21 protein-coding genes are annotated in these 24,318 nt (G+C 69.1%); 10 read left to right on the top strand and 11 right to left on the bottom strand.

Going from position 1 to position 24,318, the window contains the following annotated elements; translation table 11 throughout:
* Positions 1–163: 163 nt before the first annotated feature.
* Positions 164–895 (bottom strand): hypothetical protein, encoded by a 732-nt coding sequence (locus tag OG906_RS17630; protein ID WP_329443938.1) that lies wholly within the window; start codon positions 893–895, stop codon positions 164–166.
* Positions 896–1,106: 211 nt separating this feature from the next.
* Between OG906_RS17630 and OG906_RS17625 the strand changes: the two genes are divergently transcribed.
* Positions 1,107–2,705, top strand: a complete 1,599-nt coding sequence (locus OG906_RS17625) for an IS1634 family transposase (RefSeq protein WP_329443935.1) — start codon at positions 1,107–1,109, stop codon at positions 2,703–2,705.
* Between the two features lie 23 nt (positions 2,706–2,728).
* On the opposite strand, the gene gnd is transcribed toward OG906_RS17625, so the two are convergent.
* The 3 genes from gnd to dnaA form a co-directional block, all read right to left on the bottom strand.
* Entirely contained in the window at positions 2,729–3,604 is an 876-nt protein-coding gene (gene gnd, locus OG906_RS17620) for a phosphogluconate dehydrogenase (NAD(+)-dependent, decarboxylating) (protein ID WP_053683925.1), read from the bottom strand.
* 179 nt (positions 3,605–3,783) lie between these two features.
* Complete coding sequence (dnaN, locus tag OG906_RS17615; protein WP_053683927.1) at positions 3,784–4,914, bottom strand: DNA polymerase III subunit beta; 1,131 nt, start codon at positions 4,912–4,914, stop codon at positions 3,784–3,786.
* 902 nt (positions 4,915–5,816) lie between these two features.
* The gene (gene dnaA, locus OG906_RS17610; RefSeq protein ID WP_329443933.1) at positions 5,817–7,619 is read right to left on the bottom strand and encodes a chromosomal replication initiator protein DnaA; all 1,803 of its coding nucleotides are present in this window, start codon (positions 7,617–7,619) and stop codon (positions 5,817–5,819) included.
* Positions 7,620–7,984: 365 nt separating this feature from the next.
* On the opposite strand from dnaA, the gene rpmH reads away from it, so the two are divergent.
* The 9 genes from rpmH to OG906_RS17565 all read left to right on the top strand — a co-directional run bounded on the left by rpmH (position 7,985) and on the right by OG906_RS17565 (position 14,431).
* Entirely contained in the window at positions 7,985–8,122 is a 138-nt protein-coding gene (gene rpmH, locus OG906_RS17605; RefSeq protein ID WP_008741645.1) for a 50S ribosomal protein L34, read from the top strand.
* A gap of 22 nt (positions 8,123–8,144) precedes the next feature.
* On the top strand, positions 8,145–8,519 hold the full coding sequence (gene rnpA, locus OG906_RS17600; RefSeq protein WP_078999676.1) for a ribonuclease P protein component: 375 nt from the start codon (positions 8,145–8,147) through the stop codon (positions 8,517–8,519).
* Positions 8,516–8,797 carry a membrane protein insertion efficiency factor YidD gene (gene yidD, locus OG906_RS17595; RefSeq protein ID WP_078950077.1) on the top strand — a complete coding sequence of 94 codons (282 nt, stop codon included), beginning with the start codon at positions 8,516–8,518 and terminating at the stop codon, positions 8,795–8,797. Before rnpA ends, yidD begins: the two co-directional genes overlap by 4 nt.
* A gap of 3 nt (positions 8,798–8,800) precedes the next feature.
* Positions 8,801–9,907 (top strand): membrane protein insertase YidC, encoded by a 1,107-nt coding sequence (yidC, locus tag OG906_RS17590; RefSeq protein WP_267799013.1) that lies wholly within the window; start codon positions 8,801–8,803, stop codon positions 9,905–9,907.
* A 14-nt stretch (positions 9,908–9,921) separates the two neighbouring features.
* The gene (locus OG906_RS17585; RefSeq protein ID WP_053683933.1) at positions 9,922–10,431 is read left to right on the top strand and encodes a Jag family protein; all 510 of its coding nucleotides are present in this window, start codon (positions 9,922–9,924) and stop codon (positions 10,429–10,431) included.
* A gap of 110 nt (positions 10,432–10,541) precedes the next feature.
* The gene (gene rsmG / locus OG906_RS17580; protein ID WP_267799014.1) at positions 10,542–11,258 is read left to right on the top strand and encodes a 16S rRNA (guanine(527)-N(7))-methyltransferase RsmG; all 717 of its coding nucleotides are present in this window, start codon (positions 10,542–10,544) and stop codon (positions 11,256–11,258) included.
* Positions 11,259–11,543: 285 nt separating this feature from the next.
* Positions 11,544–12,632 (top strand): ParA family protein, encoded by a 1,089-nt coding sequence (locus tag OG906_RS17575; protein WP_324289492.1) that lies wholly within the window; start codon positions 11,544–11,546, stop codon positions 12,630–12,632.
* Positions 12,629–13,717 carry a ParB/RepB/Spo0J family partition protein gene (locus OG906_RS17570; protein WP_329443926.1) on the top strand — a complete coding sequence of 363 codons (1,089 nt, stop codon included), beginning with the start codon at positions 12,629–12,631 and terminating at the stop codon, positions 13,715–13,717. Before OG906_RS17575 ends, OG906_RS17570 begins: the two co-directional genes overlap by 4 nt.
* Positions 13,718–13,807: 90 nt before the next feature.
* Positions 13,808–14,431 carry a GNAT family N-acetyltransferase gene (locus OG906_RS17565; RefSeq protein WP_329443923.1) on the top strand — a complete coding sequence of 208 codons (624 nt, stop codon included), beginning with the start codon at positions 13,808–13,810 and terminating at the stop codon, positions 14,429–14,431.
* Between the two features lie 84 nt (positions 14,432–14,515).
* On the opposite strand, the gene trxA is transcribed toward OG906_RS17565, so the two are convergent.
* From trxA to OG906_RS17530, 7 genes are all read right to left on the bottom strand, one after another.
* A complete protein-coding gene (trxA, locus tag OG906_RS17560; protein WP_053683941.1) occupies positions 14,516–14,860 on the bottom strand; it encodes a thioredoxin in 345 nt (114 codons plus the stop codon).
* A gap of 54 nt (positions 14,861–14,914) precedes the next feature.
* Positions 14,915–15,874, bottom strand: a complete 960-nt coding sequence (gene trxB / locus OG906_RS17555) for a thioredoxin-disulfide reductase (protein ID WP_053683943.1) — start codon at positions 15,872–15,874, stop codon at positions 14,915–14,917.
* Positions 15,875–15,998: 124 nt separating this feature from the next.
* The gene (locus OG906_RS17550; protein ID WP_329443919.1) at positions 15,999–16,937 is read right to left on the bottom strand and encodes an anti-sigma factor family protein; all 939 of its coding nucleotides are present in this window, start codon (positions 16,935–16,937) and stop codon (positions 15,999–16,001) included.
* Positions 16,934–17,632 carry an RNA polymerase sigma factor SigM gene (gene sigM, locus OG906_RS17545; protein WP_329443917.1) on the bottom strand — a complete coding sequence of 233 codons (699 nt, stop codon included), beginning with the start codon at positions 17,630–17,632 and terminating at the stop codon, positions 16,934–16,936. Before sigM ends, OG906_RS17550 begins: the two co-directional genes overlap by 4 nt.
* Positions 17,633–17,795: 163 nt before the next feature.
* Positions 17,796–19,526, bottom strand: a complete 1,731-nt coding sequence (locus tag OG906_RS17540) for a protein kinase family protein (RefSeq protein ID WP_329443914.1) — start codon at positions 19,524–19,526, stop codon at positions 17,796–17,798.
* A 117-nt stretch (positions 19,527–19,643) separates the two neighbouring features.
* Positions 19,644–21,821, bottom strand: a complete 2,178-nt coding sequence (murJ, locus tag OG906_RS17535; RefSeq protein ID WP_329443912.1) for a murein biosynthesis integral membrane protein MurJ — start codon at positions 21,819–21,821, stop codon at positions 19,644–19,646.
* Positions 21,822–21,869: 48 nt separating this feature from the next.
* A complete protein-coding gene (locus tag OG906_RS17530) occupies positions 21,870–24,137 on the bottom strand; it encodes a DUF6049 family protein (RefSeq protein WP_329443910.1) in 2,268 nt (755 codons plus the stop codon).
* Positions 24,138–24,318 lie beyond the last annotated feature (181 nt).

Below are 24,318 nucleotides of genomic sequence, written 5' to 3'. Positions count from 1 at the left end.
GGTGCGGCCCGGTGGCACGGCCGCGCCGGCCGCCGGGCCTTGCCGGCTAGACCTGGATTTCGCACGTGCCGATGTGCTTTCGACGTCTGGCCTGTGGACGGCCTGAACCGGCCGGTCTGTCGTCCGTCGGGGTGATCGTCGGCCGGTCACGCATCCCGGGTGGCTACCGGCGTGATCGGAACAGTCTGCGCCGTGGCTGCTCGGGGAAGGCGAGGGCGGAGTGGAAGCCGTCGTCGCCGACGGTGCGTCGCAACGTTCGCACGATCGCCCCGGGATCGTCGTAGGGGCCGTTGATGTAGAAGGGCTTGCCGTCACGGCCGAAGCGAATCGGGCAGGGACCAGCGGGCTCGCCGAGCACAGCGGCGGCGGCCTCGAAGTCCGTCTGGGGAGCGAACCCGAGTTCGTGAGCGTAGACGGCAGCGCCGAACACCAGGGCACGGACAAGCTCGGCGGGAACCTGCACGTGCCTCTCGTAGGCGCTGAAGTAGGCCTGCCGGTACGCGGCCAGCCGACTCTGGGTCATCGCTTCCGGAGGCAGCGCGTTCTTCACCCCCAGGCACCATACATCCAGCAGAAACCCGGCGACCTGCGCCTTCGTGGAGCGTGTGCTGTCCGCGGCGACGAGCACGGTGACAAGGCCCTGTCCCTCCTCGGCGTCGGAAGCTCCGGAGTCCAAGCCGGTCCACTGCGGCGCGCCCTCAAGATCCACACTGCGGCTCCAGCCGGCGTTCACCCAGCAACGCGGCTCGCCGCGACCTGGCGCCGTGACCTGCACGGCAGTGTTGAGCACTCCGACGACATCCGCGAGACCCACCCCCAGGGTCCTGGCGATCGCCTTCGCTGACCGACCCTGCTGGTCAAGGTTTTGCACCTGTGCTACAAGCCGTTCATCCACAGCCCCCACCCTACGGCCGCCGCCAGGGTCGCAGGGCCAAAATGCCGGCAGCTCGACCACCCGGGCGATCCCGCGGAAAGGACGCAACTCGAATGTGCCGGTAGTCGCGTAATGACCGGTGGCTCTCGGGTTCTCTCCTGGTATGAGCAACTCATCCGGTGTGCCTCGTCGTTCGGCTCTGCGTCCGAGGACAGAGGTGGCGGTGTCGCGTGTGGTGGAGAAGCGTCTGGGTGCGCTTCCGGTAGTCGCGGGTTTCCTGCGCCGGCTGGATGTGGCGGGGACGGTCGATCGGGCTTGCCCGATTGGGGAGAGAGCCCTGTCCACCCATGGCCAGATCGTCGAGGCGCTGATCGCCAACCGGCTGACCAGCCCTCTTCCACTGCAGCACGTGGCCCACTGGGCGCGGGACTGGGCAGTGGAAGAGGTGCTCGGGCTGTCCGCGGACATCCTCAACGACGATCGGCTCGCCCGCGCGCTGGATGCGATCGCCCCGAACCTGGAGGGCATCGTGGGATCGGTCGGGGCCCGGGCCATCGATGTGTTCGGCCTCGATGTCGCGCGCATGCACTGGGACATGACCTCAATGTCCCTGCACGGCGCCTACGAGGAGAACGAAGATGACTATCCCACCCCGGCCTACGGCCACCCCAAGGACCGGCGCACGGACCTGAAACAGATCCAGGCCGGACTCGCTGTCACCGGGGACGGCGGCGTGCCGGTCTTCCACCGCGCCTACGACGGCGGGGCGGCAGAGGTCTCCCAGGTCACCACCGCCATGACGAACCTGTCCGCGATGGCCGGCGAACGAAACTTCCTGCTGGTCGGAGACTCCAAGCTGATCTCCTGGAACAACGTCGGCGCGATGACCGACGCGGGGGTGGGCTTCATCGCCCCACTGGCCGCAGCCCGTGTCCCAGCCGGCCTGTTCGCCTCCCTCGATCAGAACACCGCCCGCCCTGTGGAGTACGCCGCCCAGCGCGATGCCAACAAACCCGCAGATCAGCGATGTTCCTACCGGGTCCTGGAGGACACCATGGAGCTGACCGGGCCCCGCAAGCGCGACCGGGCCCACCGCCTGCGCCGGATCCTGGTGCACTCCAGCGCCAACGCGACGGCCGCCGCGAACGCGCGTGCCCTGAAACTGAAACGCACCGCCGAGGAACTGGACAAGCTGACCCGGACCGCAGGCTCCCGGTACTACCCCGACGGCGACGCGGTCACCCGAAAGATCACCCAAATCATCAGCAAACGGAAGGTCACCGCCTACCTCCGCACCGAGGTCACCATCGGCCCCGACACCGCGAAACCCACCCTGGCCTGGTTCTTCGACCAGCAGGCCATTGACGCGGAAGCCGCCACCGACGGCTGGTACGCACTGCTGAGCAATCTCGACCCCAAGGAAGCCGACGCCGCCGAGGTCCTCATCCGCTACAAGGGCCAGCCCACCGTCGAGCGCCGCTACAGCGACTTCAAGGGCCCCCTCGCGGTAACCCCGATGTTCCTGCACCACAACCGGCGCATCGCCGCACTGATCACCGTGATCTGCCTGGCCCTGCTGATCTTCTGCCTGATCGAACGGGAAGTGAGGCGAGCCCTCCTCCCTGCCACCGGCCTCATCGGCTTCTACGCCTTCGACAACCGGACCGTGAAACCCACCGGACGCCTGATCCTCCACGCACTCAGCCGCATCCGCTACCAGCCCGGACACAACGGGTCACCGCCCAAGATCCTCATCCCCGACCAGATCCAGGTCCACCTGCTCGAACTACTCAAGATCGATCCAAGCCAACCTCGCTGGACGACGGAGTGATTCCACACGTGCGAAATCCAGGGCTAGACCTTCTCGACCGCGTGGCCGCCGAACTGGTTGCGCAGCGCGGCGATCATCTTCATCTGCGGGGAGTCGTCCTGACGGGACGCGAAGCGGGCGAACAGCGACGCGGTGATCGCGGGCAGCGGCACGGCGTTGTCGATGGCCGCCTCGACCGTCCAGCGGCCCTCGCCCGAGTCTGCCGCGAAGCCGCGCAGCTGCTGCAGGTGCTCGTCCTCGTCCAGCGCGTTCACGGCGAGGTCCAGCAGCCAGGAACGGATGACCGTCCCCTCCTGCCAGGACCGGAACACCTCGCGGACGTCGGTGACCGAGTCCACCGCCTCCAGCAGCTCCCAGCCCTCGGCGTAGGCCTGCATCATGGCGTACTCGATGCCGTTGTGGACCATCTTCGCGAAGTGGCCGGCGCCGACCTTGCCCGCGTGCACGGAGCCGAAGTCGCCTTCGGGCTTGAGGGCGTCGAACACCGGCTGGACCGCGGCGACGTGGTCCTTGTCGCCGCCGTACATCAGCGCGTAGCCGTTCGCCAGGCCCCACACGCCGCCGGAGACGCCGCAGTCGACGAAGCCGATGCCCTTGGCCTTGAGCTCCTCGGCGTGCTTCTCGTCGTCGGTCCAGCGGGAGTTGCCGCCGTCCACGACGACGTCGCCGGGCGAGAGCAGCTCGCCGAGCTCGTCGATGGTGGACTGCGTCGCCGCACCTGCCGGGACCATCACCCACACCACGCGGGGGGCCTGCAGGCTGTCCACGAGTTCCCGCAGGCTGTGGACATCGGCGAGGTCAGGGTTGCGGTCGTATCCGATGACGGTGTGGCCTGCGCGGCGGATGCGCTCGCGCATGTTGCCGCCCATCTTGCCGAGACCGACGAGACCAAGCTCCATCAGGTGGTTCCTTAAGCGTTGTGGCCGTCTGTGCCGGGGGCCCTGGAGTACCGGGGTCCGCCCCGGGATCCGAGCCTACGCCGGGCCGCGCCCCGGGGCGCCACGGACGCCCCGGGGCGCGTGCCGGACGCCGTCGGGCCCGGCCTCGCGGTGGCGAGGCCGGGCCCGACGGGACGAACTCAACCGGACAGGCGCACCGGCATGATCAGGTACTTGTAGGCCTCGTCGGCCTCCGCATCGATCGCCGGGCGGCCGCTGAGCAGCGCCGGCTTGGTCGACGTGGTGAAGCTGAGCTGCGCGACGGGCGAGTCGATCGCGCTCAGACCGTCCAGCAGGAAGGTCGGGTTGAAGGCGATCGAGATGTCGTCGCCGTCCAGCTTCGCGTCGACGCGCTCCACAGCCTGTGCGTCGTCGGAGGAGCCGGCCTCCAGGATCAGCACGCCCTGCTCGAAGCTCAGGCGGACCGGGGTGTTGCGCTCGGCGACCAGGGCGACGCGCTTGACGGCCTCGACGAAGGGCGCCGTCTCGATCACCGCGATGGAGTTGAACTCCGTCGGGAAGAGCGTGCGGTACTTCGGCAGGTCGCCTTCGAGCAGCCGGGTGGTGGTGCGGCGGCCCGCGCCCTCGAAGCCGATGAGGCCCTCACCGGCGCCCGAGCCCGACAGGGCCAGGGTGACGGTGTCACCGCTGGTCAGGGACTTGGCGGTGTCCAGGAGCGTCTTGGCGGGCACCAGGGCCACGGCCGAGGCGTCCGGGTTCTCCGGCTTCCAGAGGAACTCGCGGACCGCGAAGCGGTAGCGGTCGGTGGAGGCCAGGGTGACGCGGTCGCCCTCGATCTCGATGCGGACACCGGTCAGCACGGGCAGCGTGTCGTCACGGCCGGCGGCGATGGCGACCTGGGCCGCGGCGGAGGCGAAGACCTCGCCGGGCACGGTGCCGGTCGCGGTCGGCATCTGCGGCAGCGCCGGGTATTCCTCCACAGGCAGGGTGTGGAGTGTGAATCGCGAGGAGCCACAGACCACGGTCGCCCGTACACCGTCTGTGGAAATCTCCACCGGGCGGTTCGGGAGGGCCCGGCAGATGTCGGCGAGCAGCCGGCCGGAGACCAGGACGGTGCCGTCCTCCTCGACGTCCGCCTCGACGGAGACGCGGGCCGAGACCTCGTAGTCGAAGCCGGAGAGCGACAGGGTGCCCTCCTCGGCCTTCAGCAGCAGGCCCGCGAGAACGGGCACCGGCGGCCGGGCCGGGAGGCTGCGGGCCGCCCAAGCCACCGCCTCCGCGAGTACGTCGCGCTCCACCCGGATCTTCACCGGAACCGCCTCCTGCTGTTGCTCGCTCGTCTGCCGGCCTTCGTCGTCGGCTCGATGGCTCGCTGTCCCGACGGACCGAGGCCTCGATGCCGGGGACCAGTCTGACGTACGGCGCCGACACTCGTTGCTGCCGGCGGTCAAGTCGGAAGCGAGGTGTCGGGGCGGGTGTCCTCCGAGTTGTGCACAGGACCTGCTTGAAAACCGAATCCGAGCTAACTCTCTATGGGGGTAGTAGTAGGGCCTGTGGAAACGGTGGATAAGCCCGTTCTCGCAGGTCAGCCCGCGTTTTTTATCCCCACACCCTGTGGGCGACACCGGTGGACAACACGGTGTCTCTGTGGAGAACGGAAAGTTCTGCACAGGCCATCCCCAGATGACCCTCACTACTCCACAGGTGTGTCCCCAGCTTTTCCCCAGTACTCCACAGACCAAACGTCGACTTCCGTGTGACCGCTTTCACTCCGGACGGTGACAGGGGGCTCCTCGTTGCCGAACAGTGGACAACGGTGTGGAGAAGTCCTCCACCCCTGTGCACAGGATGCGGGAACCTGTGGGTCGGCGGTGGACAGAGAAGTGGACGGGGCTGTGGATATTTTCTTTGTCCACAGGCTGTGGATGGCCCTTGCGCACAATTCCACAGGCGGCTGAGCTGCGCTGATGGGCCCTCAACCTGCACTCCTGTGGACAGATTGTGGGTGACGGAACCCGTCCCCAGGCTGTGGACGGAAGAAAGTCGGCCAATCTGTGGATGACGTGCTCCGTTGGGGGCGTATTCGAACAGGGCAGGGGCGCACGGACGAAGAAGGGCGCCCCCGCTGTGGTCCGGGAGCGCCCTGTAAACGGGTTTGAGGGGCCCTCACGGGACCGTCGTGGGGCCCGCGCACGGCTCCGGAGAGCCGGCGTCAGGCGTTCTTGATGCGGTTGGTGAGCTCCGTGACCTGGTTGTAGATGGAGCGCCGTTCCGCCATCAGGGCGCGGATCTTGCGGTCCGCGTGCATGACGGTGGTGTGGTCGCGGCCGCCGAACTGCGCCCCGATCTTGGGGAGGGAGAGATCGGTGAGCTCCCGACACAGGTACATGGCGATCTGCCGAGCGGTGACCAGGACCCGGCTGCGGGAGGAGCCGCAGAGGTCGTCGACCGTGAGCCCGAAGTAGTCCGCGGTGGCGGCCATGATGTCGGAGGCGGTGATCTCGGGCGCGCTGTCCTCTCCGCCCGGGATCAGGTTCTTGAGGACGTCCTCCGTCAGGCCCAGGTCCACCGGCTGCCGATTGAGGCTGGCGAACGCGGTGACCCGGATCAGCGCCCCCTCCAACTCGCGGATGTTGCGCGAGATGCGGGAGGCGATGAACTCCAGTACCTCCGGCGGGGCGTTGAGCTGCTCCTGCACGGCCTTCTTGCGCAGGATCGCGATGCGGGTCTCCAGCTCGGGCGGCTGGACGTCGGTGATCAGGCCCCACTCGAAGCGGTTGCGCAGCCGGTCCTCCAGGGTGACCAGCTGCTTGGGCGGCCGGTCGGAGGACAGCACGATCTGCTTGTTGGCGTTGTGGAGCGTGTTGAAGGTGTGGAAGAACTCCTCCTGCGTCGACTCCTTGCTCGCGAGGAACTGGATGTCGTCGACCAGCAGGATGTCCATCTCGCGGTAGCGCTTGCGGAAGGCGTCGCCCTTGCCGTCGCGGATGGAGTTGATGAACTCGTTGGTGAACTCCTCCGAGCTCACGTAGCGCACCCGGGTGCCGGGATAGAGGCTCCGTGCGTAGTGCCCGATGGCGTGCAGCAGGTGCGTCTTGCCGAGCCCCGACTCCCCGTAGATGAACAGGGGGTTGTACGCCTTCGCCGGCGCCTCGGCGACGGCCACCGCGGCGGCGTGCGCGAAGCGGTTGGAGGCGCCGATGACGAAGGTGTCGAAGAGGTACTTGGGGTTCAGTCTGGCGGTCGGCTCCAGCGGGCCCGATGTGGAGCCGCCGGACGGGGCCGAGGGCGCCGGCCGGTTGGGGATCTGGCGCTGCTGCGGCTGCTCGTACTGCTGTCGTTCGTACCCGTGCTGCTGGTGCGAGTCCTGCTGCTCGTACGAGGACTGCTCGTACTTCTGCTGCTCGTAGCCGCCCTGGTCGTATCCCGAGGGCTCGGACTGCTGGAGGTAGCCGGGCTGGGGAGAGGCGTACGGGTCGCGGTCGGGGAAGCCGCCGAGACGGGGCTGCTGCCAGCCGTAGTCGTCCTGTTGACCACCGCGGGGCCAGGCACCGGGCTCGGGGCGCTGCTGCTGGTAGTCCGGGTAGGCGGGCCGGGCGGTCGGCAACTGGTCGTCGCCGGGACCGGTGTGGCCCCCGGGACCGTTGTGACCCGTATGACCGCTGTGGCCGCCGGGGCGCTGGCCGCCGTACGGCTCGTAGGACTCGCGCTGCTGGGAGGAGGGGGTGGGTGCCGGCTCGCCGGCGGAGTCGTCCACCGTGATCGCGATCCGGATCGGGCGCCCGCACTCGCGACTGAGCGCGTCACTGATGAGCGGCGCGAGGCGACCTTCGAGAACGCGTTTGCCCCATTCGTTGGGGACGGCGAGCAAGGCGGTGTCGGCGACGAGCGCGAGGGGCTGGCAGCGTTCGACCCACTGCTTGTCCTTCGGCTCGATACCTTGCTGCCCCTCTCCGAGGAGCTTCTCGAGCACGCGTGGCCACACTGCGGCAAGATCGGCAGGTACGTCAGCCACAGAGCACGCTCTCTCACAGGTCCCGGTCCCACGAATGTGTGGTTCTTGGGGACGGTCGGGACAAAAAATCCGGGATCAGGCAACGGTAGTCAGGCCGGTGGGTAGGGTTCAAGTCGTTGTCCACAGCCTGTGCACAGTGTGGGGCCACCGAGGCTCGGTTTGACCGGATGGCGTAGCCGCGCGTACCGTGACGAGGTCGAGTTGTCGATGGCTGCTGCCGCCTGCCTACCGATGGGCGAAGATCACACACAGTGATCATGTAGCGGTGCCACTCGGGCGAACACGCGAGTTTCATCTCCTTCGTGGGCGCACGGTGACAGCCAGGCGATGTCCCGCCACAACGATTCATTCTCTGGAGCCCCCGAGTGAGCAAGCGCACCTTCCAGCCGAACAACCGCCGTCGTGCCAAGACCCACGGCTTCCGCCTGCGGATGCGTACCCGTGCCGGCCGCGCGATTCTCGCGAACCGCCGCGGCAAGGGCCGCGCCGCCCTTTCCGCGTAACCCACACGCAGGTCGTGACGTCGTGCTGTCTCCCGAAAATCGGCTGAGGCGGCGCGAGGACTTCGCGAGCGCGGTACGACGGGGCCGGCGGGCAGGACGCCCGCTTCTCGTCGTACACCTACGTACCAGCGGTGCAACGGACCCGCACGAGCCGGGGGAGATCGATCCCTCGACGCGTGCGGGTTTCGTCGTCAGCAAGGCTGTCGGCAACGCTGTCGTACGCAACCGGGTCAAGCGCCGTTTGCGCCATCTTGTCCGCGAACGGCTCCCCCAGCTCCCCGCCGGTAGCCTGGTGGTGGTGCGGGCCTTGCCCGGTTCGGGTGACGCCGGCCTCGACGAGCTGGCCCGTGACCTGGATGCCGCCATGCAGCGGCTACTGGGAGGCGCGGCTCGATGAAGTACCCGCTGCTCGCTTTGATCAAGCTGTACCAGTGGACGATCAGTCCGCTGCTCGGGCCGGTGTGCCGTTACTACCCCTCGTGCTCGCACTACGGGTTCACGGCCATCGACCGGCATGGTGCGGTGAAGGGGACGGTTCTGACCGCTTGGCGGATCCTGCGGTGCAATCCGTGGTCCCCGGGCGGTGTGGATCATGTCCCACCCCGGAAACGCCCGCGTTGGCACGAGCAGCTGCGCAGTGCGTTGCGTAGATCTCGCAATGCTCAAGGAGCCTGATTAGTGGACACGATTGCCAGTCTGTTCAGCTTTATCACCACACCCGTGTCATGGATCATCGTCCAGTTCCACACGGTGTACGGCGCGATCTTCGGCGCCGACAGTGGATGGGCCTGGGGCCTGTCCATCGTGTCCCTGGTGATCTTGATTCGTATCTGCCTGATCCCGCTCTTCGTGAAGCAGATCAAGTCGACGCGTGGCATGCAGGCGCTCCAGCCGAAGATGAAGGCGATCCAGGAGCGCTACAAGAACGACAAGCAGCGTCAGTCCGAAGAGATGATGAAGCTGTACAAGGAGACGGGTACCAACCCGCTCTCCTCGTGCCTTCCCATCCTCGCGCAGTCGCCGTTCTTCTTCGCGCTCTACCACGTGCTCGCGAACATCGCCAACGGCAAGCCGATCGGCTACATCAACGAGTCGCTGCTGGTGAGCGCCCAGAAGGCGCACATCTTCGGAGCCCCGCTCGCCGCGAAGTTCACGGACAGCGCCGAGAAGATCGCCAGCCTGGACGCCTCGGTGACCAGCGTTCGCGTCGTGACCGCGGTCATGATCGTGATGATGTCGCTGTCGCAGTTCTACACGCAGCGCCAGCTGATGCAGAAGAACGTCGACCTCTCGGTCAAGACGCCGTTCATGCAGCAGCAGAAGATGCTGATGTACATCTTCCCGGTGATCTTCGCCGTCATGGGCATCAACTTCCCCGTCGGTGTCCTCGTCTACTGGCTGACCACGAACCTGTGGACCATGGGCCAGCAGATGTACGTGATCAACCAGAACCCGACGCCGGGAAGCAAGGCCCAGGACCAGTACCTGACCCGCCTGGTGAAGCACGTCACCACGCACGGTGCCATCAAGGGCCGGGGCAAGAAGAAGATCGTCGCCGCGATCGTGGCCAAGGGCCCGGACCGCAACGACAACGAGCGCAAGTTCATCACCGCGCTGACGAAGCAGGGCATGGCCGCGCAGGCGGACGGCTCCGTGATCAAGAGTTCTGAGGCCACGGCCGATGAGGACGCGGCGAGCGGCGGTGTCGCGACCAAGCGGCAGCAGCCCAAGCGGCAGACGAAGTCGAAGCGTCAGACGCCCCCCAGCAAGCCCTCCAAGAAGTAGAAGGAGCCCCTCCCGTGACGGAAGGCACCACCACCGCCGCCGCTGAGGGCGGCGACACCCTGACCCGCCTCGAGCAGGAGGGTGAGATCGCGGCCGACTACCTCGAGGGCCTGCTGGACATCGCCGACCTGGACGGCGACATCGACATGGACGTCGAGGCGGACCGCGCCGCGGTGTCGATCGTCAGCGACTCCGCCCGCGACCTGCAGAAGCTCGTGGGCCGCGACGGCGAGGTACTGGAAGCCCTTCAGGAGCTGACCCGCCTCGCCGTGCACCGCGAGACCGGGGACCGCAGCCGGCTGATGCTGGACATCGCCGGGTTCCGTGCGAAGAAGCGCGAGGAACTGGCCGTGATCGGCGCCCAGGCCGCAGCGGACGTGAAGGCCTCCGGCGAGCCGCTGAAGCTGGCTCCCATGACCCCCTTCGAGCGGAAGGTCGTCCACGACGCCGTGGCGGCCGCCGGTCTGAAGAGCGAGTCCGAGGGCGAGGAGCCGCAGCGCTTCGTCGTCGTACTCCCGGCCTGACCGGAAGAGCGTGAGGTCGGCCCCGCCTGTGTCGCAGGCGGGGCCGATGTTTGTAAGCCTGGCAGTGCCCGTTGTTCGAAGAGTGAGTTCTGTACGGAAGGACGGTCCCCGTGACGGAGGCAGCTGAGCTTCCCCCGGCGCCCGAAGAGGCGCGTGCGGTATTCGGCGAGTTTTTCCCGGAAGCCGTGCGGTACGCGGAGCTGCTGGCGGACGCGGGAGTCACGCGCGGTCTGATCGGCCCGCGTGAGGTGCCCAGGTTGTGGGAGCGGCACCTGTTGAACTGCGCGGTCCTCTCCGAGGTCGTGCCCGAGGGCGTCACCGTGTGCGATGTGGGCTCCGGCGCCGGCCTCCCCGGCATCCCCCTGGCGCTGGTGCGGCGGGATCTGAAGATCACGTTGCTGGAACCGCTGCTGCGTCGGACGAACTTCCTCCAGGAAGCCGTGGAACTGCTGGGCCTCGACCACGTCACCGTGGTGCGCGGCCGGGCCGAGGAGGTCCTCGGCAAGGTGCAGCCCGTGCACGTGGTGACGGCGCGCGCGGTGGCTCCGCTCGACCGGCTGGCCGGCTGGGGTGTCCCCCTGCTGCGCCCGTACGGAGAGATGCTGGCGCTCAAGGGTGACACCGCCGAGGAGGAGCTGGTGGCGGCGAAGGTCGCGCTGGCGAAGCTCGGTGTGGTGAAGACCTCGGTGCTGCACGTGGGCGAGGGCGTCGTGGACCCTTTGTCGACGGTCGTGCGGGTCGAGGTGGGCGAGAGCCCCGGTGGGGTGAGGTTCGCGGCCAAACGGGCCAAGGCCGCCCGGACGAGCCGTACGCGCCGGCGCCGCTGAGGACGTCGAGCGCCACCGACCACTGAAATCCCCGTGTGTTCTGCGGGGATTTCAGGCGTGTTGGGGGCCTATCGGCAGGGGCGCCGGAGTGTCGGAGGGAGCTTGAGACTCCGTCCGGGCATCGTGTTTCACGTGAAACGTCGCTCTCTGCTGCACGGAATCATCAGCCGCGGTCGTGCGGCTGCGTCCCCTCGCGAACGCAAGGCCGCAGGGGGGACGGAGTTGTCCACATCGGTGGATTCATCCACAGGAGTTCGGGCCCCGCTGGTTCGCGGCCCCGGTGACATGGCAGGCTCTGTTCATCGCGAGCCTGATGTCGAGGAGAGTGACACCGTGCGGTCCGACGCCAACCTCGCGGGGCCGATGGCCGATCCGGTCCCTGGTCCCCGCTCTGAATCGCCGGGCGAGGATGTTTCACGTGAAACATCGTCCCCCCTGGTGGACAACGAAGACACACCCATCGGCCGAGCCGCCCAGATCGCGGTCGACGCGCTGGGCCGCGCGGGTGAACGCCTGCCCCGACCCGCGCAGACGCGGGTCATGGTGGTGGCGAACCAGAAGGGCGGCGTGGGCAAGACCACGACGACCGTGAATCTGGCGGCCTCGCTGGCCCTGCACGGTGCGCGGGTGCTGGTGATCGACCTCGACCCGCAGGGCAACGCCTCCACGGCGCTGGGGATCGACCACCACGCGGACGTGCCGTCCATCTACGACGTGCTCGTGGACAGCCGGCCCCTGCTGGAGGTCGTCCAGCCGGTGGTGGACGTGGAGGGCCTGTTCTGTGCCCCGGCGACGATCGACCTGGCGGGTGCGGAGATCGAGCTGGTGTCGCTGGTGGCTCGCGAGAGCCGGCTCCAGCGGGCGATCCAGGCGTACGAGCAGCCGCTGGACTACATCCTGATCGACTGCCCGCCCTCCCTGGGGCTGCTGACGGTGAACGCGATGGTCGCGGGCGCCGAGGTACTGATCCCGATCCAGTGCGAGTACTACGCCCTGGAGGGTCTGGGGCAGCTGCTGCGCAACGTCGATCTGGTGCGGGCCCACCTGAACCCGACACTGCACGTCTCCACGATCCTGCTGACCATGTACGACGGCAGAACGCGGCTGGCCTCGCAGGTGGCGGACGAGGTGCGCACGCACTTCGGCAAGGAGGTGCTGAAGACCAGCATCCCGCGCTCGGTGCGCATCTCCGAGGCCCCGAGCTACGGTCAGACGGTTCTCACGTACGACCCGGGCTCCAGCGGAGCCCTTTCCTACCTGGAAGCCGCGCGGGAGATCGCGCTGCGGGGGGCCGGAATCCATTACGACGCCCAGCATGCCCATCTGGGCGCGGGCACGAACAGCACGCAGAGCATGGCGGAGGGGATCCAGTGAGTGAGCGACGTAGGGGGCTGGGACGGGGGCTCGGCGCGCTGATTCCCGCAGCTCCGCAGGAGAGGACACCGGCGGCCGGGGAAGGTTCGACGCCTCAGGCGGCCGGGCAGGTGCTGACGTCCGATCGCGGTATCGCGGCGGCGAAGCTCGCGGCGCTGGCGCAGGCCGATGTTTCACGTGAAACATCGGAGGCGGCCACGCCGGTGCGTGTGCCGGAGCAGGCGGCGCCGCCGGCCAATGAGGTGGCCGGGGCGACGTTCGCGGAGCTTCCGATGGACGCGATCGTGCCGAACCCGCGGCAGCCCCGTGATGTGTTCGACGAGGATGCGTTGGCGGAGCTGGTGACCTCCATCCAGGAGGTGGGCCTGCTCCAGCCGGTGGTGGTGCGGCAGTCCGCGCCGGGTCGCTATGAGCTGATCATGGGCGAGCGGCGTTGGCGGGCGTGCCGGGAGGCGGGGCTGGACTCCATCCCGGCGATCATCCGGGCCACGGACGACGAGAAGCTGCTGCTGGACGCGCTCCTGGAGAACCTGCACCGGGCGCAGCTCAATCCCCTGGAGGAGGCGGCCGCGTACGACCAGCTGCTCAAGGACTTCAACTGCACGCACGATCAGCTGGCCGACCGGATCGGGCGTTCGCGTCCGCAGGTGTCGAACACGCTGCGGCTGCTGAGGCTTTCCGCCTCGGTGCAGCGGCGGGTGGCGGCGGGTGTCCTGTCCGCCGGTCACGCGCGGGCCCTCCTGTCCGTGGAGGATTCCGAGGTCCAGGACAAGCTGGCACACCGGATCGTGGCCGAGGGGCTGTCGGTGCGCGCGGTCGAGGAGATCGTGACGCTGATGGGCTCGGAGCCGTCGAGCAGCGTGAAGCCGAAGGGTCCTCGGGCGGGTGCCCGGGTGGCGCCGGCGCTCAGCGAGTTGGCGACGCGGCTGTCGGACCGGTTCGAGACCCGGGTGAAGGTGGACCTGGGCCAGAAGAAGGGCAAGATCACCGTCGAGTTCGCCTCGATGGAGGATCTGGAGCGGATTCTGGGGACGCTCGCACCGGGCGAGGGCCGGGTGCTCGACCAGGGGCTCTCCGGGGAGTAGAAGCAGGGCTTCGACAGTGGAGCCGAGGGGCGGGTCGTGCCGGGTGTCCGGTACGACCCGCCCTTTTGTCATAGCGGATACGATGCGTGTATGGGTCGTCGGTTGCTGCCGCTCACGCTGGACAACCTCCAGGACCTGCCCCGACGTTGCCGCACCTGCGTGTTCTGGGAGCTCGATCCGGTCACCGGTGAGGCCGCCGTCAAGGCGGGTACTCCGGAGCTGGAGAAGGAGGCGTGGATCTCCGCCGTCCTGCTGGAGTGGGGCTCGTGCGGTCGGGTGGTCTACGTCGACGAGGTGCCGGTGGGCTTCGTGCTGTACGCGCCACCGGCGTACGTGCCGCGGGCCGCTTCGTTCCCCACCAGCCCGGTGTCTCCGGACGCGGTGCAGTTGATCACGGCGTGGATCATGCCCGGATACCAGGGCCAGGGCCTGGGGCGGGTCATGGTCCAGACGGTCGCGAAGGATCTGCTGCGGCGGGGCTTCCGGGCGATCGAGGCGTTCGGGGACGCACGCTGGGAACGCCCGGCCTGTCTGTTGCCGGCGGACCATCTGCTGTCGGTGGGCTTCAAGACGGTACGGCCGCATCCGGCGCACCCGAGGTTGCGGCTGGAGCTGCGGTCGACGCTGTCGTGGAAGGAAGACGTGGAGCTGGCGCTGGACCGGCTGTTGGGCGGGGCCCGGGCGCGCAAGGAGCCGGCGCTGCGCCCGTTGTGACGGGGTATGTGAAGTGAACCGGGTATGCGAACGGGGCCGCCCCTTAGAGGGGGCGGCCCCGTTTCACGTGAAACAAGCAGTGGATCAGCCGACGGGCTTGATGGTCACGAAACCATCGAGATCGCGCAGGATGGCGGCCTTCGGCTTGGCACCGACGATGGTCTTGACGACCTCGCCACCCTGGTAGACGTTCAGGGTCGGGATGGACATGACGCCGTACTTGGCGGCGGTGTCCGGGTTCTGGTCGATGTTCAGCTTGACGATCTCGATCTCGTCGCCGTATTCGGCCGCGATGGCCTCCAGGGACGGGGCGATCTGGCGGCACGGGCCGCACCATTCGGCCCAGAAGTCCACCAGGACGGGCTTGTCACTGGCCAGGACGTCCTGATCGAAGCTGGCGTCGGTCACGGTCTTGAGGGTGCCGGCCACAGCGGCCTCCTTATTTCCTTCTGCGGGGTGTGCGGGGTGTGGGGTGGTGCTGGATCAGACGGCCGCGTGGGCCTTCTCGGCGTCCGCGACCGCGGCGAGGAAGCGCTCCGCGTCGAGGGCGGCCGAGCAGCCGGTGCCGGCGGCGGTGATCGCCTGACGGTAGGTGTGGTCCACGACGTCGCCGGCGCCGAAGACACCGGTGAGGTTGGTGCGCGTGGAGGGCGCGGCGACCTTGAGGTAGCCCTCGTCGTCCAGGTCCAACTGCCCCGTGAACAGCTCGGTACGCGGGTCGTGTCCGACGGCGATGAAGAGGCCGGTCACGGGCAGCTCGGAGGTCTCACCGGTCTTGGTGTTGCGCAGGGTGAGACCGGAAAGCTTCTGCTCGCCGTGGATCTCGGCGACCTCGCTGTCCCAGGCGAACTTGATCTTCGGGTCGGCGAAGGCGCGGTCCTGCATGGTCTTGGAGGCGCGCAGGCTGTCCCGACGGTGGACGATGGTGACGCTCTTGGCGAAGCGGGAGAGGAAGGTCGCCTCCTCCATCGCGGTGTCGCCGCCGCCGACGACGGCGATGTCCTGGTCCTTGAAGAAGAACCCGTCACAGGTGGCGCACCAGGAGACTCCGCGGCCGGAGAGGGTGTCCTCGTTCGGCAGGCCGAGCTTGCGGTGCTGGGAACCGGTGGTGACGATGACGGCCTTGGCGCGGTGCACGGTGCCGGCGGTGTCGGTGACGGTCTTGATGTCGCCGGTGAGGTCCACGGCCACGACGTCGTCGGGGACCAGCTCGGCGCCGAAGCGCTCGGCCTGACCGCGCATGTTGTCCATGAGGTCAGGGCCCATGATGCCGTCCTGGAAGCCGGGGAAGTTCTCGACCTCGGTGGTGTTCATGAGCGCACCGCCGGCGGTGACGGCGCCCTCGAAGACCAAGGGGTTGAGCGAAGCGCGTGCGGTGTACAGGGCGGCCGTGTAACCGGCCGGCCCGGAGCCGATGATGATCACGTTTCGTACGTCGCTCACGGGTTCTTTCCTCGTCTCTGCGGACTGCGTGCTGCCTACCGGGGGCCGGTGCGGACCTTCACCCCACCCAACGGATCCTACGGCGCGCGCATTCCCCACTTTTCCCCATGCCGTCCCGAACGTGTCAGGTCCGCGGGTAGGTCCTGCTCAGGAGGGGCTTCCCCGGGGCTGCCGCGGCGGTGTCACCACAGCCGGCGTCGACCAGGTAGGCGTCCGCCCTGGTGAGGTCACCGGGGTGCGGAAGGACGACGAGGTACACCTCGGTGCCCTGGTAGGTGCCGCGTTCGGTGGCGATCGGGGTGTCCGGCCGGCCGGTGGCGGCCTGCACGCACGGGGGGACGGGCGCGGCCCGCCGGTCGGAGGGCGCCACCCCGGAAGGAGGAGCGTTCTCCATTCCGTACGTGTTGTTCTTCTCCCCCTGTACGCCCGGGTCTTGCTTCCCCGAGGCGAGCAGTTGCCGGACGCTGTCCTGGAGCCCCTGCGCGGTGTAGGTGCCCTCGTCGGACCGGCCGGTCGAGGTCGCCGCGTCGCTGCGACCGGCGGTGCTCTGGGGGCGCGTGCCGTCGAGTCCGTTGACGAGGAGGATTCCGAGGGCGCAGGCCGCCGCTCCGGCCAGCCCGGCGATGACCGCGATCCGGCGGCGGGCGCGGCGACGGCCGGGTCCGGTTGGGCCGGCCGGGTGACCGCCGGGTCGGCGGGCCTCGGATCCGGGGACCCGGGAGGGCGCTGTTTCACGTGAAACATCGCCCTCGCTCGCGTTGTCGCGCGTGTGGTCGGGCCCCTGGGCGGGCTCGGTGCGGTGCGCCGTGGAGCCGAGCAGCGCTTCGGCGGCCAGAGCCGCGTCGATCCGGCCCGCGACGTCGGACGGGATCCGGGCGGGGCCGGGAAGCGTGCCGAGCAGGGCGCGGATCTCCTCCAGGGAGGCACGGACGTCGGCGCACAGGGCACACGTGTCGAGGTGCCGGCGTACCTCGGCGGTGCGTGACGGCGAGAGCAGTCCTTCGGTCAGGTCGGAGATCTCCGAGACGTCCGGGTGCCGGATCGTGCCGGTTGTGGGGTTCACGGACGTCCACCTCCGCCCTTCACTGCGTCTGGGTCTGGATGCCGGGGGTCTGCCGCTGGTGGGACGGATGTGCCCGGCGTCCGGTTCCTTCCCCGCTCGGTGGCGGTGTTATCCCCGGCATTCGTGCGCAGATGAGTGAGCATCGGGACGAGTTTCGCCCGGCCCCGCGCACAGCGGCTCTTCACGGTGCCCGTCGGCACGTCGAGGAGGCGGGCGGCCTCGGCGACGGGGTATCCCTGCATGTCGACGAGGACCAGCGCGGCCCGCTGATCGGCCGGGAGGGTGCTGAGGGCGGCCAGCAGCTCGCGATGGAGGTCTTGGCGCTCCGCGGGGGCCTCCGCGGACTCGTGGGGCTCCAGGAGCCGCTCCAGCCGCTCCGTGTCGTCGAGCGGGGAGGTCTTGCGGGTGGCAGCCTTGCGGGCGCGGTCCAGGCAGGCGTTCACGGTGATCCGGTGCAGCCAGGTCGTGACGGCCGAGTCACCCCGGAAGGTGTGGGCGGCCCGATAGGCGGAGACCAGGGCGTCCTGCACGGCGTCGGCCGCTTCCTCGCGGTCGCCGAGGGTGCGCAGGGCGACGGCCCACAACCGGTCGCGGTGCCGGCGTACGAGTTCGCCGAAGGCGTCGGGGTCCCCGTCGACGTGCAGGGCCAGGAGTTCCTGGTCGCTGTGGCCGTCGGCCGTTGCTTCGTGCGTCACACCTCGCTCCCTTCCGGGATGGAGATTAGGGCCTGCGTCGGTCGAGCACGAGGGCCACCGGGTGATCGGGGAGGTGCGCGGGTCGCGGCCCACATGAGGAAGCCGCGCTGCCGAAGGGTAGAGGCCCTTTCGGCGCGGCGGCTTCGTCATGTGGGGGTGGGGCTCAGGAGGGCCGGCCGAGGACCTTGATCTCGCTGATGCCACCGCGGTACCCGCCCGTTCCGTCGTCCGGCAGTTCCGTGATGTGGATCAGCACGTAGCGGGTTCGAACCGGGGTGTCCAAGGTGGTCTGGAGCTTCTTGTTCGCCTTCTCCAGCTTGGTGATCCGCTGGGGGAACGCGGACAGGGAGTCGGGTGCGGAAGCCTCCGGCGCCGCGCCCCGCATTTCGGCGCGCTGTCCGGCCACGTAGAAGTCCACGTCGATCTCGGAGACGTTCTGGACGCTCCCGAGGTCGACGACGATGCCGCTGCCGTTCTCTTCGAGGTTCCCGAACTTGGGGTAGTCCCGGTAGCGGGGAGTGATCCAGGCGGAGGAGGCGTCACCGTCGACGGTGTTGCCGGCCGTCTCGGGCTTCACCCCGGACCCGCCGAAGGTGATCACTTGAGCCTGCGTGATCTTGAGCGGCTTGGCCGGCTCCGCCTTCTTCGGGTTGTCGTCGGTCGTGTCCGTCTGTGTGTTGGTCTCGCCCCCGTTGTTGCCGCCCTTGTTGTTGCGGTCCAGGAGGGTGTCGGCGAGCTGCCAGCTGCCCAGACCGAGCGCGACGATCAGGAGGGCGGCGACGCTCCACTTGAGGGCGCGGCCGGTGCGGCTCTGCAACGGGGGCGGCGGGGGCGTGACGGAGTGGATCTGGCTGGTCGGCAGGCCCGTGGGCGTGGGCCGTCCGTAGCTACCCTGCTGGTAGGTGGTGTGCTGGTACTCGGGCGGCGCCGTGAAGGCGGGCTCCGGCGGCCGGATGCGGGGCATCGCCGCGACGGCCTTGGCCAGCTCCTCCGGGGTGGTGAAGGCGGGCTCCTGGCGGGAGGCCGTGGCCCCGTCGTTGGCAAGGGCCCGCATGGCGAGCTCGCCGAGGCCCCGGTGGACTCCGGCGCGTACCTGGTCGGGAGCGATCAGGCCGACGCCCTTGGGCAGGCCCGCGAGCCCGTACGCGTCGTTCTCGTAGGGCCAGCGCTGGGTGAGGGCGGCGTACAGGAGCGCGCCGATGGCCTCGGTGTCGGCCTGCTGCGGGGTGTCGCTGGTGATGCCGCGCAGGGCGGCGTTCACGGCGAGCCCGCGGATCCGGTACTGGCCCGAGGAGGTGCGCAGTATCGCGCTGGGCGTCAGCCGCAGATGGGCCAGGCCCTCGCGGTGCGCGGCGGTCATGGCCTGGGAGACCTGGCTGACCAGCTGGTAGGCCTCGTGGGCCTCCAGCGGTCCCAGCGCGAGGATCGAGGTCAGCTCGGTGGCGTCGGGCAGCCACTCGTGGACGACGTAGACGAGGTCGTTCTCCTCCACGGCATCGAGGACCTGGACGAACCGGGGGTCACCGAGCAGGGCGGAGGAACGGGCGGCGGCCAGGACGGCCCGCGCCCGGGCGTGGTCGGCGGGCAGCAGGTGGACGCCCACGGCGCGGCGGAGCTTCTCGTCCATCGCGCGCCAACTGCTGAATCCGTCCAGACGGGTGACGCACTCTTCGAGTCGGTAGCGTCTGGCGAGCTTGTGGCCGCTGTGGAGTTCGGGTGCGGCCACCGGGGCCGGGTTGATGCGTTCGCCATCCGTTTCGGGCATGGAACCGTCCGCGGCTCGTCCGTTCTGCGTGTCCACCCCGTCGGCCGTGGCCTTGGCCGCCTCTGCGGCCGACGGCTCGTCGCCGCCGTTGTCGGCCACGTCGACGGCAGCTGTGCTACGTTCCGCCACCGTCGTCCCTGCCTCCCCATCCGTTGCGCGCTGTCGGCCAGTCTGCGAAGCCATGCCAATTGTGCCCACAGTCCGACGCTATGCACGACACGCGATGGGGCCCGACGGTTGTGCGCATCAGCGACCCAAACGTCCGCGGACCATTCCGACCATCGAGTTGAGCTCTTCGACGCGCATCCGCTTCGCGGCGACGAGGAAGACTGCGGCCAGGGCGATGAAGCCGGTGACCAGCGCCGCGAGGGAACCGCCGGCTCCGTTGCCCAGCCACTGGGTGACCCCGTACGCCACGGCACCCGCCACGGCGGCGGCGGGCACGCAGGCTCCGATGAGACGGGTGTAGGTACGCATCACGTGGGCGCCGTCGAGGTCACCGCCGAGCCGGGTGCGCAGCCGGCGCCAGGCCACGCCGACGCCGACCGCGTAGCCGAGGCCGTAGGCGGCGGCCATGCCGACGACGGCCCAGCGCTCGGGGAGGACCAGGAAGGCGATGACCGAGACACCCGCGTTCACGGCGGCGACGATGACCGTGTTGTAGAAGGGCGTCCGGGTGTCCTCGTAGGCGTAGAAGCCACGCAGGACGACGTACTGCACGGAGTACGGGATCAGGCCCAGGCCGAAGGCCATGAGGATGAAGCCGATGTTCTGGGCGTCGTCCGCGCCGGAGCCGGCGTAGAGCAGCGTGGCCATCGGGACGCCGAGCGCGAGGAACGCGAAGGCGCAGGGCACGATCGCGACGGCGGAGGTCCGCAGACCGTAGGAGATGTCGTCGCGGACCGCGGCGGCGTCGCCGTCGTGGGCGGAACGGGAGATGCGCGGCAGGACCGCGGTCATCACCGAGACGGTGATGATGGCCTGGGGCATCTGCCACAGCAGCAGCGCGTAGTTGTAGCCGGTGATGCCGGTACCGCCGTGGCCCTGCTTGGCGGCGACCTCGCCCGCCCAGGTGGCGAGCTGGGTGACGACGACGAGACCGATCTGGTTGGCGAGGACGAAGAAGAACGTCCACTTGGCCAGGCCCGCGGCCTTGCCCAGCCCGTGGCCCTTCCAGTCGAAGCGCAGGCGGGGCCGGAATCCGGCGTCGCGCAGGTAGGGAATCATCGCGAGGGACTGGACCACGAGGCCGAGCAGGGTGCCCAGACCCAGCAGGCGCACGCCCTCGGGGGTGATGCCGGATTCGTTCATGCCGGTGGAGGTGAAGCCGCCGAACGCCCAGATGAAGGCGCCGAACGTGGCGATGACGACGACGTTGTTGAGGACCGGAGTCCACATCATCGCGCCGAACCGGCCGCGTGCGTTGAGGATCTGACCGAGGACCACGTGCACACCCATGAAGAACATGGTGGGCAGGCAGTAGTGGGCGAAGGAGACCGCGACGTCCATCCGGTCCGGGTTGTCGGCGATCGTCGGCGACATCATCGTGATGAACACCGGGGCGGCGAGCACGCAGATGACGGTGACCGCGCCCAGCAGGACCATGACCAGGGTCAGCAGCCGGTTGGCGTACGCCTCCCCGCCGTCCTCGTCGTTCTTCATCGCGCGGACGAGCTGCGGGATGAAGACGGCGTTCAGCGCACCGCCGCCGACGAGGACGTAGATCATCGTCGGCAGCGTGTTGGCGACCTGGTAGGTGTCGTTCAGGGTGACGACGCCGATGGCGCCGCCGATCACGAGGGTGCGCAGGAAACCGGTGATGCGGGAGACGATCGTGCCGGCGGCCATCAGCGCGCTGGACTTGAGCAGGCCGGAGGCCTTCCCGGCCGGCTTGGTCGGTGCCGGGGTCGCGACGGGCGCCTCTTCGGTGACCGTCCGCGGGGCGGCTTCCTGGTCCCGGTAGAGGTGCGCGAAGGCGTCGGGCGCCGGCTGGTCGTCCGCGGTCTCGGTCACGAGCGAGTCGACACCGACGAACCGGGTGGTCGTGGCGTGGTCCCCGTACGGCATGTGGCGGGACGGACCGTCCGGCTCGGGCGGCGGGGTCTGGGCCCAGACACGCGGATCAGGGCCGTGGGAGGGCGCCTGCGGGGCCGCGTAGAGCGGTCCGGCCTCCTGGTAGGTACCCGGCGGCGGCGGGGGGTGAGAGGCCCGGTCGTACATGACCTCGGTGACCGGGTCCTGTGCGGACAGGTCCTGCGACCGGTAGGGGTCGTAGTCGTAGGCATCCTGGACATACGGGTCGTGATCCGGCGCGGGTGCGGGCGGGGGAACCTGCCCGGGCACCGGGGTACCCGGAGCAGCGCCCTGCGCGGGCGACGGCCCACCAGTGCCCTGCGCGCGGTCACCGTCGTACGGCGCGTTCATCGAAACCCCACCTCATCGTCCCCAGGCCCGACCGGCCACGGCATCGCATCAACGGTCCACTGTCTCACCCGCGCCGGACCCGCCGGTGCTTTGCGGTTCGGTGTCCGGGGACTCGTCACTCGGCTGCGTGCTCTCCTCGGCCGCGGTACGGGCCGCCACGCGCTTGCGACTGGCGTACATCTTGATGCCGGCCAGCACGAGGAGAAGCACACCACCTGCGATGACGAGCATGACGGTGGGGGTGACCTCGGTCGCCTCGACCGTGAACTTGCGCTCCTTGCCGTAGGGCACGCCCTGCTTGGTGAAGAGCTGCGCGGTGACCTCCACGGGACCACTCGCGGTCGCGTTGGCGGTGAACTTCAGGGTCTGGCTGTGGTCGGCCTGGACGGTGACCTCCTGCTCGGCGACACCGCTGTCGTCGAACATCAGACGGGTCGGGTTGGCCGACCGCACGCGCAGGACCAGGTTGTGGACGTCCTGGACCAGGCTGTTCTGGACACTCACCGGGATGGTCGCGCTGTGTCCGGACAGGGTGGCGTCCGACTTGGGGATGACCTTGACCTTCTCGGTCAGGCCGAGCAGGTACTCCTGCACCTGGTCCCGGTACACGCGGGCCTCTTCGGGCCGGCCCCGCCAGGACGTGGACATCTCCCGGTTGGTGGTGTTCCCGAACGGGATCTCCACGCGTTCCGGCGCCGCGAGGATGACCTTGAAGTGGTCGAGGGTGTTCTGCGTGGTGCGGATCTTCTCGAACGCCGAGACCGGCAGTTCCTGCTTGCTCAACGACTCCGGGTACTGGCCGGCGCCGGGGACCTGCGTGGCCGCGCCCGGGTCGGGCTTGGCGGCCGCCGCGGCCTCCAGGTCGGAGGGCTGGGCCCAGCGCCCGTTCTGGAGCCCGCGCAGGGCCGCGGCCATCGTTCCCACCTGGCTCACGGACGGCATCCGCTGCGGGGTGACGACGAAGCTGCGCTGCTCCTCGGTGTTCTGCAGGTTGAGGGCCAGGGTGTGCGCGAGGAACCGCTGCACGGCGAGGGTGGAGTTCCCGGCGCTGAGCATGTCGCCCTGGAAGGCCGTGGAGAGCTGGGCGTCGGCGACGACGGCCGTGGTGCCCGCGCCGATGGGGCGGGCGGCCGAGGGCGTGTAGCCGAGGGAGCCGTTCTCCTGGAGGCTGTCGCTGCGGGTGAGCACGTTGTGCGCACCGGCCGAGGTGGCGACATTGACGATCGAGGGGTCGATGGCTCCGTCCACGGGCCAGGAGAAGTCCGTGGACGGGGTGACGTGCAGGACCGTCTCGACGGCCTGCTTCGCCTTGTCGGTGGCAGGCCTCAGCTGGCCCAGGGTGCCCGACACGTCCTTGCCGTGATGGGCGAGGGAGGCGATGTCGGGGTCGGCGAAGGGCAGCGCGACGACCTTCTTGCCCTGCACCGCGGTTTCGAGATCACGCAGCCACTTCTCCGCGACGGCCTTGTTCTTGCCCTGGAGGGGCTTCCCGGCAGGGTCGGGGTTGCGGATCCGGTAACCCTTGGCCATCGCGTCGACCGTGTAGAGCAGGTCGGGATCGATGACCCAGGTGATGGGGAGGTCCTTGCCGAGCGAGACCATCTGCCCGAGCCGGCCGGCGGGTCCCAGCTCGGCCGCGAGGGAGTCGTCGATGAAGACCGGGGTCTGGGTCTCGTCGGAGCCGGTCTCCGCCGTCACACGGGTGGTGGAGATCAACGGCCACGCGTAGCTGAGGTTGGAGCGCTTGGCCGCGGCTTCGGGCTGCCACGGGAGGAAGGTCCGCTGGATGCCGAGAACCTGCTCGTACGGCCGGCCGGCGGTCTCACCGGACACGGAGACGCCGAGCTGGTACACGCCGTCGTTGCCCAGGTCCAGCTTGTTGACCGGGACCTTGATCGTGAATTCCCGGCTGACCTTGGACGGCAGCGAGTCGATCTTCACGGCGAAGGCGGGATCGATCTCGGCCGGATCGGTGCCGGGCCGGAAGCCGCTGCGGTCCGCGACGTCGTCGATCGCCGAGCGGTCACCGACGACGGGACCGACCCGTAGACCGACGTGTGCGCCCTTGATCGGTTCGCTGCCGTTGTTCACCACGGTGCCCGAAATGGTCAGCGTGTCGGTCTTGACCGGAGCGCTGGGTGCCACCTCGCTCAGCTGGACGTCCACGGGGGACTCGGCCGCCTGGGCCGGCGGGGCGGGGGCATAGACCAGAGCGGCCAGCACCGGTGTCCCGGCGAGCATGACGACTGCCCGCCGCAGCCGGCGGCGCCGGGCAGGGGCCGGAACAGCCCCCTGGATTTCTGCCGCCTCGGCCACGCGTTTCGCCCGTCCTCGAAGTGTCAGTGGTCGTCCTTTGTGCGTCCACGCATGGTAACGAGGCCCGCTGTGCGCGAGTGCCGCGCCTTGCTCCACATGATCGGCTCCGCCTCCGGGCCGGTGTGGGGCGGGGTGGCCGCAAAACGCGGCGGCCCGGGGCGGGCGGGCCACGTACCCTTTT

The sequence above is a fragment of the Streptomyces sp. NBC_01426 genome, from assembly GCF_036231985.1.
Taxonomy (GTDB): domain Bacteria; phylum Actinomycetota; class Actinomycetes; order Streptomycetales; family Streptomycetaceae; genus Streptomyces.
The sequence above is the reverse complement of the archived record's forward strand: the minus strand, read 5'-3'. Positions and strand labels throughout refer to the sequence as shown.